Raw genomic sequence first — 8,951 nt, 5'->3', positions numbered from 1 at the left:
GACGCCGCCCGCGCAAGGCAGGTGGCGACGCCGCGCGACGCCCTCCGCATCGCCGAGATGAACGCAAGCGTGGCCGGTCTCCGGGCTGGTGAGCCGATGCCCTGGGGCATCCGCTGCGCCCCTTCCCGGCCAGGGCCAGTGGGCATCGCGCAGCTACTGCTCAACTACCGTTGCGGGGGCAGCGCCGGCTCGACCGGCTTCCCTGTTTCACCCCGCTCCAGGCGGGGCACCACGTGCAAGGCCGCAGGGTACGGACTAGCCAGGGGAGCGTCAATCGATCGCACCACCCGAACTTGGCGTCGAGCGGACGGGTCCATCCTAGGCACCCCTCCCCAGGAGCTACCGGATGAACGATGCCACCCTCGCCGCCTGTATCAAGGCCTGTCTCGATTGCGCCGCCGCTTGTGAAACCTGTGCCAGCGCCTGCCTGGGCGAAGCCAATCTGGACATGATGCGCGACTGCGTCCGCCTGGACCGCGACTGCGCCGATGCCTGCCGCCTGGCCGCCACCTTCATGCAGCGCAATAGCGACCGCATCGCCGAAGCCTGCGCTCTGTGCCTGGCCACCTGTCGCGCCTGCGCCGCCGAATGCGGCAAGCACAAGGCCGATCACTGCCAGGCCTGCGCTCGGGCCTGCGAAGCCTGCGCCGATGCCTGCGCGGCCATGGCGGCCTGAGCAGGTCTTTCCGCTACTGCGCGCTCCGGTCGCAGGCAAAACGGCCCGGCCGCCCCACCGCTGGAGCGGTCGGCATTGGCATTACCCGTCGACGCCAGGGATAATGCCCGCCCTTTAATCGATATCCAGGCCTTCGCCATGACCGATACCAACCAAGATCCCCGTTTGAGCCGCATGAAGCGTCGCCTGCGCAAGAAGCAGTACCTGGGCGAATTCCAGGAACTGGCCTTCGAAATCAAGGTGAGCTTCAAGAACGAACTCAGCGAAGACGATCTGGACACCTTCCTGGGCGATTTCATCGACTACGTCGAAGAGCGCACGCTGGACTACATCGGCGGCTTCGACAACGCCTGGGTCGAAGGCACCATTATGGCCAACAAGCGCTACACCTCGCCCACCGAGGAAGACCGTACCGCCCTGCTGGACTGGCTCAAGGCCCGCGCCGAAGTCGGCGAAGCCAATGCCTCCGAGCTGCATGACGCCTGGCACCACGACGGCGAAGTCTAAGAGCCTCTCCAAGGCTGGTGCGCGTCGGCCAAACGGCGTTGAAAATGGCCTGGTTCGCCAGCCCGACCTGGCGGCCCCGTCGGAATGCCTATTGACCCCGCGGGAATAAAGGCGCGGGGTTGATCCGCTTCCTCGGCTATTTTCGTGGGGCCGCCCAGGCCTTGTTTGGCTCCAGCACGCGAGCCTTGGAAAAGCCGCTGACTAACCCTCGCCGGATAGCTTGGCGCCCGTTGCGGTCGTAAAGGGGAATCCGTTGGAAACCAGGTCCTCATGACGACCCTCCTGCAAATCTCCGATACCCACTTCGGCACCGAGCAACCCGCCGTGGTCGCGGCCTTGGAAGCCCATGTCCGCGAACACGGCGCCGATGTCCTCATCCTCTCCGGGGACATCACCCAGCGCGCTCGGCGTGAACAATTCGCCGCCGCCAAGACCTTCGTCGAACGCCTGGAAAGCCATGGCATTCCGCGAACCCTGGTGATCCCGGGCAATCACGACCTGCCGCTGTACAACGTCTTCGCGCGTTTCCTGACGCCCTATGGCAACTATCGCCGCCATTTCGGCCAGGATCTGGAGCCCAGTTTCGAAAACGACGAGCTGTTGCTGGTCGGGCTCAACACGACCGCCCCGCAACGCCACAAGGATGGCGCGGTAAGCACCGGGCAGATCGAGCGTGTGGCCCAGCGCCTACGCCGCGCCGGCCCGGGCAAGCTGCGCATCGTCATCGCCCACCAGCCCTTCGGCGCCCTCGAACTCAGTGACCTGAGCAATCTGCAGCACAATGCCGATCACGCCCTGGCTACCTGGGCCGACGCCGGGCTGGATCTGGTGATGGGCGGGCATATCCACCTGCCCTATGTGCTGCCGCTCAGTCGCCAGTACCCCACCCTGCCCCGTGAGGTCTGGATCGTCCAGGCCGGTACCGCCCTCTCCTCTCGCGTGCGCGGCACCTCGCCCAACTCCTTCAACCGCCTGCTGGTCGGCGAAGGGGCGGAAAAGACCGTGGACGTGGAACGCTGGGACTTCCAGGGCGATCGTTTCGTCGTCGGCGAGCGCCACGCACTGCGCTGGCAGTCCGCTCAGGACGCCCTGGCGAAAAGCTGAGGCGTCCAGTCGGGGGCGCCGATGCGCGCTCCCGCGCACTTCCAGCAATGGAAATTGATTCAAGCTGTTGAAACGGCTGGCAGGCCGCAGGTGCCGCGTAGTCTTAGGACTTTCGGCAAGAGTGGCCTCCCATGGAATCCCTGACGCAATCGCTGCTTGGCTTTATCGAAACCCACCAGGCCTGGGCACCGCTGCTCGTCGGCCTGCTCGCCTTTGGCGAGTCTCTGGTGCTGCTGGGCGTCTTCATTCCGGCCACGGCCCTGCTGCTGGTGGTCGGCGGCCTGGCCGGCTCCGGGGTGCTCTCGCCGGTGCCGCTGGTGCTGGCTGCTATCATTGGCGCCATCCTCGGCGACATCTGCTCCTACCTCATCGGTCGCTGGCTCGGTCCCAGCATCGTCCACCGTCCACCCTTTCGCCGCTATCGCAAGCAGGTGGCCAGGACGAGGCTGTTCTTCCGCCGCTATGGCTTCTTCGCGGTATTCGGCGGGCGTTTCCTGACCATGATCCGCAACACCGTGCCCCTGGTGGCCGGGATGATGGCGATGAACCAGTTGCGCTTCCAGTCGGCCAACGTACTGTCGGCCATCGTCTGGGCACCCCTGATGATGGGTCCGGGCTACCTGGCGGCCAAGGGCGCCAACCACTTCAGCTTTGCCGGCAACGAACCCCTCTGGATCGGGGTAGCGGTCGTCGCCTTGCTCGGCGCCGGCGCCGTGCTGTTCTTCAAGCAGCGGCTGAAACGCGCCTAGCGACGGGCGGCCAGCGCCTCACGCAGGCGCTCACGATTCAGGGGCACCTCGCGTAGGCGCAGACCGGTCGCCGCCGCCACGGCATTGGCGATGGCGGCGGGGATGGCGGCGGTGGTGGCCTCCCCGGCACCCACCGCCGGTTCTTCCGGCCGATCGATCAGCTCCAGTTCCAGCTCGGGCAATTCGGTGAAGGTCAGCGGCGGATAGGCGCCCCACTCCAGGCTGGTCACCCCCTGCTGATCGAAGCGCACCGCCTGCTTGAGGGTCCGGGCGATGCCTTGCACCACGCAGCCTTCCAGCTGATTGCGCAGGCCATCCGGATTGACGATCAGACCGCAGTCATGGGCCACCACCACGTGGGTGACCCGGATCCCCGTGGCCTCGCTCACCGCCACCTCGACCACCGCGGCCACATAGGCGTTCTCGTTTTCGTAGCGCAGGAAAGCCAGGCCTTGCCCTTTCGCCAGGGCGCCGTCCCATGCCTTTTCCTGCCTGGCCGGAGGTTGCCAACCGGCCTTGGCGGTGGCGGCCTGCAGCACCGCCCGCGCACGAGGATCCTGCAGATAGCGCAGGCGGAACTCCAGCGGCTCGACCCCGGCCGCCAGAGCCAGCTCGTCCATGAAGGATTCGTTGGCGAAGGTGTTGCCGACCGCCCCCAGGGCGCGCAGAGCCGAGGGTCGCAGCGGCGAATCCCCGGCTTCCAGACAGTGGGTCGCCACCTGGACATTGAGCAGGTCGTAGTCCAGCGGCGCATTGCGATTGCCGCCGCCCCGCCCACCCTTGAGCGGCAGGTTGTAGGCCAGCTGCCCGGCGAGCAAGGCCGCCTTGCCGGTCTGGCCGTTGGGCCGGGTCAGGTGGGTGGGCGTCCAGTTGGCGAAGCGCCAGGCCAGCAGATCGCCGGCCGCACTCAGGCCGCCTGCCAGGCGCATCAGCATGGCCGGTCCCTTGGGATTCCAGCCGTGTTCGTCGGCGCGACTCCATTGCACCCGCACCGGACGGCCGCACAGCTTGGAGAGCAGCGCCGCATCGGCCGCCGCGTCATCGGCGCCGTTATGGCCATAGCAACCCGAGGCCTGCTGGTAGATGACATGGATGCGGTCTTCCGGCAGTGCCAGCAGATCCGCCAGCGCCGCCCGGAGCTGATAGACGCCCTGGGTACCGCTCCAGACGGTGGCGCCGTCGGCACGCACGTCCGCCACCGCGCAGGAGGGACCGATGGAATCGTGATTCTGATAGGGCCAGCGATACTCGGCGTCCAGTCGCTGTGCGGCATTCGCCAATTCGCCCTCGACGTCACCGGCCTCCTGCTGGATGTCGGCCGGTCCGGCCTTGGCTTCCAGCCGGGTATAGAGTTCGCCCGGCAGCGGCAGGTCCGGCACCAGGCTCCAGTCCACCCGCAGCGCCGCCGCGCCCTGGCGCGCCAGCCAGGGCTGCTCGGCCACCACCGCGACAAAGGCGCCTTCGTATACCAGCTGAGCACCGGCCGGCAGCGCACTGGCATCGATACCGCGCAGGCTCACCCCCGCCAACCGCGCCGAGCCGATGCAGGGCGGCCGCACCACGCAACCGTGCAGCATGCCGGGCAGCCGCAGGTCGTGGACGTAATCAAAGCTGCCGAACAGCTTGGCGGGAATGTCCTCGCGCGGCACCGAGGTCCCGACCAGGCGATAGTCCTTGACAGCGCGGGTACGCACCGCCTGGTTGACCAGCCGCCCCAGCGGTCGCCCGCCCACCAGCTCGCCATAGGAGACAAAGCGCCCGGTGGGATCGCCGCGATAGACCACCCGGCCATCCACGGTGTCCACCACCGCCAGGTCCAGTCCCAGGCGCCGCGATCCCTCCAGGAACAGGAATTGCCGCGCGCTGGCGGCGGCCTTGCGCAACAGGGCACCGCCCACCTGCAAACTCTTGCTGCCGGCGGTGATGCCCTGGTCGGGCGTCAGCCGGGTATCGCCCTGGATCAGCCGGGTGGCGGCAAAGGCTACGCAGAGCTCCTCGGCCACGATCTGCCGCAGCGCCGTGCTGACCCCGGTGCCCAGTTCCACCTTGCCGCTGTAGACGGTGACCTGGCCCTGGGTATCCACCGCCAGCCAGGCATCCAGTTGGCGCTGATCGAGGGTCTTGGCCAGGTCCGCCGGGTCAGCCGGTACAGGCAGCACCTGGGCGGCGATCGGTCGCTGCAGGCTGAAGCCCAGCAGCAGCACTGCGCTGCCGCCGAGAAAGGCACGTCGCGACAGCGTCATGCCGGAGCCTGCCCGTCGCGCAGGAGCACCGCCGCCCGCTTGACCGCACGCAGGATGCGATAGTGGGTCCCGCAGCCGCAGAAATTGGCCGCCAGCGCCTGGCGGATCTGCGCGTCGCTGGGATCGGGCACGCGCTCGAGCAGAGCGCGCGCGGTCATCACCATGCCGGGGATGCAATAGCCGCACTGCGCCGCCTGCTCTTCGATAAAGGCCCGTTGCAGCGCGTGCGGCGCCTCAGGCGTACCCAGGCCTTCCAGGGTCAACACCTCACGACCGACGAAGGACACTGCCGGCAACAGGCAGGCGCGTACTGGCTTGCCATCCGCCAGCACCGTACAGGCGCCACACTCGCCCAATCCGCAGCCGAATTTCGGCCCCTTGAGGCCCAGCTCGTCGCGCAGGGCGTCCAGCAGAGGCATGCGTGGATCGACGTCGAGTTGTCGCTGCTCGCCATTGACCTTCAATTCGATGGCCGCCACCGCTATTTCTCTCCTTCGCGCGCGGCCGCCACGTCCGCAGGACGGATGTCGGCGGCGTGACCGCCAAAGCGGCGGCCGATGTAGGTGGCCAGATCGGCCAGTTGCTGATCGTCGAGCAAGTCCCGATAGGCTGGCATGAAGGCGTGCTCGGTCCGCCCCTGGCGATCGAGGCCGTCGAGCAGGACGCGCACCAGGTTGGTCCCCGCGGGATCGCGCACCGTCGAATAGTTGCTGAAGGAGCGCGGATAGGGACCGGCCGGCCCCCGGTCGTCCGGGGCATGACAGCTGGCGCAGGCGGATTGCAGCAAGGCCGCGCTTTCCGCCTCGGCGGCGGTGAGCGGCCCGGCCTCCCCGGGCGGCTGCACCTCGGCCCGCGCCGGCACCGCTCCGGGCTGCGCCGGCAGGGTCCGCAGATAGGCGATCAGGGCGCCGAGGTCCGCATCGTTCAGATGGCGGGTACCACCACTCACCACCTCGGCCATGGGCCCCGCCGCCACGGCTTCGCCGCGCTGATGCCCTTCGCGCAGATAGCTGGCGAGCTTGGCATCGCTCCAGCCGCCGAGGCCGCGGGGATCCGCGGTGAGATTCCAGGCGGTCCAGCCCTGCTGGGTCGCGCCGGCATAGGCCCGGCCGTTGTCGAGACCCTGGTTCCAGGTCCGCGGCGTATGGCACTCCTGGCAGTGTCCCACCGCCTCCGCCAGGTAGGCGCCCCGCGCCACCTGAGCCTCGGCCGTCCTTGGTAACGGACCCGGCGTGAAATTGAGCCACTTCCAGCCCCGGATCAGCGCGCGCTGATCGAAGGGAAAGCGCAGCGCGTTGGCTGGCGGGGCATAGGGTACGGGGCGCTGGACCTGCAGATAGGCGAAGATGGCCGCGACATCCTCGTCGCTCAAGCGGGTAAAGGCCGTATAGGGAAAGGCGGGATAGAGCTGCTCACCCTCGCGCCCGAGGCCTTCGTGCAAGGCCCGGCGAAACTCGTCCGCCGTCCAGTCACCCAGCCCATGCTCGCGATCCGGGGTGATGTTGCTCGAATAGAGACGCCCGAAAGGCGTCTCGAAGGCGACGCCACCGGCTAAGGGCGCGCCATCGGGACGGGTATGGCAGCCCTGGCAGTTGCCGAGGCGGGTCAAATATTCGCCCCGCGTCAGGGTCGCCTCGTCGGCGCGGACCAGCGCGGTGTTGGACAGAAGCAGCATCCCCGCCAGCAGGGGCAGGGCCAGGGATCTCATCAGCTCTCCTCGTGAGGTTGAACCGGACGGGCGGATTTCGCCGTGGCTTTGCCGTCATCCTAATCGCAGCGGCCAGCCGCCGTGACGTTCGCCCCCGGAGGTGAGATGCAGGCGACAGTTTCCAGCCCGCACCTTGACGGCGGCCTTTACATTCGCACTCTGGTCCGGCTTCGCCCTGGTGCGAGCTACTGGAGCGCTACCTGCCTCAGGTCCTGAATACCCACGCTCCGAACAGGAAGGAAGCCACTAAGACGCAAAATACTATAGGGGTGGTATTACTTAGCGCTTGGGGACGAAGCCATCGGGCTTGGCCGCCAGCCAGTCGACGAACTGGCGAATGCGCACGTCGCTGAGCAGCAATTCGCGGCTGTTGTATTCCAGCGCTAGGGTCTTTTCGTCGAAGGTCTGGTGGATATGGTTGTGGCAGGGTCGGCAGACCCAGAGGGTGGCGGTGATCCGGCTGACGCGGTCGAATCTCTTGCGCACGTAGGCCTTGTCGTGCAGCGAGCGAGGAATCAGATGATGGCGGGTGAGCGGCGCCGCCCGACCGCACAGCTCGCAACGAGCCGGCTGGGGCGGCAGACGTATCGCCTGGGGCATGATGGGCTCCGCACGGGCTGGATGCCCATTCGAGCGGTCCAGGCGAAACGGGGTTCAATAGCCGCCGGCGAGACTCGGCGTGACCAGCACGCGCTTGGCCTGCAGGTAGCTGTTCTGCCAGTAGGGCTTGGCCAGGCTGTCCAGACGCACGGTACCGCCGGTACGCGGCGCATGCACGAAGCGCCCTTCCCCGACATAGATGCCGGCATGGCTGACCTGACGACCACCGGCGGTGGCGAAGAAGATCAGATCACCGGGCTGCAGGGCGTTGCGCGCCACATTGGGCGAGCCGAGGGTGATCATCTCGCGGGTCGAGCGCGGCAGGGTCACGCCAGCCGCATCGCGATAGACGTAGCCGATCAGGCCACTGCAGTCGAACCCACCGGCCGGGGTGTTGCCGCCATAGCGATAGGGGGTGCCGACCAGGCCGATGGCCCGAAAGAGTACATCGTTGGCCGCCTGGGCCTGGCTTTCCAGCAGGGGACGGGAAACGACCGGGGCGGCCGGTGCGGGGGCCTGGGGCGGCCTGCCGGCACAGGCGGCCAGCAGCACGAAGGCGCAATACAATCCGAGGCGAGCCGCATGCGGCATTGGAGACATCCTTAGTTATCCATCGATCACCGTCGGCCTGCCACGCAGCCTCGACGGGTCCTCGAAGCGCACCGGCGAAGATCGCGGCGATACGCCTCAGCGCAATACGCGCTTGCCTTCCAGGAAACTCACCTTCCAGTACTGGTCGTCCAGGCTGTCCACCCGCACTCCGCCGCTCCGGCGACTGGAGGAATGGATGAACTTGCCCTCGCCCATGTAGATACCGGTGTGACTGACCCGGCCACGGCCGTTGCTATTGAACAGCAACAGATCGCCAGGTTCCAGATCGTTCTTGCTGACTACCGGTACTTCGAGATCGATGATCTCGCGGGTGGAGCGCGGCAGGGTCATGCCGGCGCGCTCGCGAAAGACGTAATTGACGAAACCGCTGCAGTCGAATCCGGCCAGGGTACTGCCGCCGCGGCGATAGGGCGTCCCCACCAGCTGGGTGGCGCGATTGAGGATCTGGTCCGCCAGATTCGGCAGTGCCTGGCGCGGACCGACCTCGCGCTCCCAATCGAGCTGATGCGGCGATTGGGTATGGGGGAAGACCGGACGTTGCTGAGCACCCTCGGTCTCCACGGACGCGGAGCCGTTGCCAGCGCCACCCAGGCCATGTAGCGAAGCGGTCTGGAAAGTCCGGGAGGGAGTGGACGATTCCTGGGTAACGATGGCGTCGGGACTTTGCGGCGCACTCGCACAGGCGGCGAGCAGACAGACAAAAGACAGGGGCACGAGGGGTGCGAGGCGGTTCCTTGGCATGGGCACGACCG

The 8,951-nt window shown here is 67.3% G+C and carries 10 protein-coding genes and 1 riboswitch; of the genes, 4 read left to right on the top strand and 6 right to left on the bottom strand.

What is annotated here, in order from left to right; genetic code table 11:
* Window positions 1-53: 53 nt before the first annotated feature.
* Window positions 54-249, bottom strand: a riboswitch (cobalamin riboswitch).
* A gap of 97 nt (window positions 250-346) precedes the next feature.
* From RCF34_RS09145 to RCF34_RS09130, 4 genes are all read left to right on the top strand, one after another.
* Window positions 347-676, top strand: coding sequence for a four-helix bundle copper-binding protein (locus RCF34_RS09145; protein WP_280306853.1), 330 nt, complete (start codon window positions 347-349; stop codon window positions 674-676).
* Window positions 677-814: 138 nt separating this feature from the next.
* A complete protein-coding gene (locus RCF34_RS09140; protein WP_308707884.1) occupies window positions 815-1,183 on the top strand; it encodes a YggL family protein in 369 nt (122 codons plus the stop codon).
* 270 nt (window positions 1,184-1,453) lie between these two features.
* Entirely contained in the window at window positions 1,454-2,287 is an 834-nt protein-coding gene (locus RCF34_RS09135; RefSeq protein WP_308707883.1) for a metallophosphoesterase, read from the top strand.
* 131 nt (window positions 2,288-2,418) lie between these two features.
* Entirely contained in the window at window positions 2,419-3,036 is a 618-nt protein-coding gene (locus tag RCF34_RS09130; protein ID WP_308707882.1) for a DedA family protein, read from the top strand.
* Here RCF34_RS09130 and RCF34_RS09125 read toward each other — a convergent pair.
* The 6 genes from RCF34_RS09125 to RCF34_RS09100 all read right to left on the bottom strand — a co-directional run bounded on the left by RCF34_RS09125 (window position 3,033) and on the right by RCF34_RS09100 (window position 8,913).
* Window positions 3,033-5,279, bottom strand: coding sequence for a molybdopterin cofactor-binding domain-containing protein (locus RCF34_RS09125; RefSeq protein WP_308707881.1), 2,247 nt, complete (start codon window positions 5,277-5,279; stop codon window positions 3,033-3,035). The two genes, RCF34_RS09130 and RCF34_RS09125, sit on opposite strands and share 4 nt — an antisense overlap.
* Window positions 5,276-5,758, bottom strand: a complete 483-nt coding sequence (locus RCF34_RS09120; RefSeq protein ID WP_308707880.1) for a 2Fe-2S iron-sulfur cluster-binding protein — start codon at window positions 5,756-5,758, stop codon at window positions 5,276-5,278. Before RCF34_RS09120 ends, RCF34_RS09125 begins: the two co-directional genes overlap by 4 nt.
* Before the next feature lie 2 nt (window positions 5,759-5,760).
* Complete coding sequence (locus RCF34_RS09115) at window positions 5,761-6,987, bottom strand: cytochrome c (protein ID WP_308707879.1); 1,227 nt, start codon at window positions 6,985-6,987, stop codon at window positions 5,761-5,763.
* Window positions 6,988-7,266: 279 nt separating this feature from the next.
* On the bottom strand, window positions 7,267-7,587 hold the full coding sequence (locus RCF34_RS09110; protein WP_308707878.1) for a hypothetical protein: 321 nt from the start codon (window positions 7,585-7,587) through the stop codon (window positions 7,267-7,269).
* Window positions 7,588-7,641: 54 nt separating this feature from the next.
* The gene (locus RCF34_RS09105) at window positions 7,642-8,178 is read right to left on the bottom strand and encodes a C40 family peptidase (RefSeq protein ID WP_068385323.1); all 537 of its coding nucleotides are present in this window, start codon (window positions 8,176-8,178) and stop codon (window positions 7,642-7,644) included.
* Between the two features lie 96 nt (window positions 8,179-8,274).
* A complete protein-coding gene (locus tag RCF34_RS09100; RefSeq protein WP_374941172.1) occupies window positions 8,275-8,913 on the bottom strand; it encodes a C40 family peptidase in 639 nt (212 codons plus the stop codon).
* Between the last annotated feature and the right edge of the window lie 38 nt (window positions 8,914-8,951).

The organism is Pseudomonas sp. 102515 (genome assembly GCF_031085165.1).
Lineage (GTDB): Bacteria > Pseudomonadota > Gammaproteobacteria > Pseudomonadales > Pseudomonadaceae > Chryseomonas.
This window is presented reverse-complemented; position numbering and strand designations above follow the sequence as displayed.

What these genes read in the sequence shown, in the direction of transcription:
- RCF34_RS09135 (WP_308707883.1), top strand. Translation starts at nt 1,454, where the DNA reads ATGACGACCCTCCTGCAAATCTCCGATACCCACTTCGGCACCGAGCAA.
- RCF34_RS09110 (WP_308707878.1), bottom strand. Translation starts at nt 7,587, where the DNA reads ATGCCCCAGGCGATACGTCTGCCGCCCCAGCCGGCTCGTTGCGAGCTG.
- RCF34_RS09140 (WP_308707884.1), top strand. Translation starts at nt 815, where the DNA reads ATGACCGATACCAACCAAGATCCCCGTTTGAGCCGCATGAAGCGTCGC.
- RCF34_RS09145 (WP_280306853.1), top strand. Translation starts at nt 347, where the DNA reads ATGAACGATGCCACCCTCGCCGCCTGTATCAAGGCCTGTCTCGATTGC.
- RCF34_RS09105 (WP_068385323.1), bottom strand. Translation starts at nt 8,178, where the DNA reads ATGCCGCATGCGGCTCGCCTCGGATTGTATTGCGCCTTCGTGCTGCTG.
- RCF34_RS09130 (WP_308707882.1), top strand. Translation starts at nt 2,419, where the DNA reads ATGGAATCCCTGACGCAATCGCTGCTTGGCTTTATCGAAACCCACCAG.
- RCF34_RS09125 (WP_308707881.1), bottom strand. Translation starts at nt 5,279, where the DNA reads ATGACGCTGTCGCGACGTGCCTTTCTCGGCGGCAGCGCAGTGCTGCTG.
- RCF34_RS09115 (WP_308707879.1), bottom strand. Translation starts at nt 6,987, where the DNA reads ATGAGATCCCTGGCCCTGCCCCTGCTGGCGGGGATGCTGCTTCTGTCC.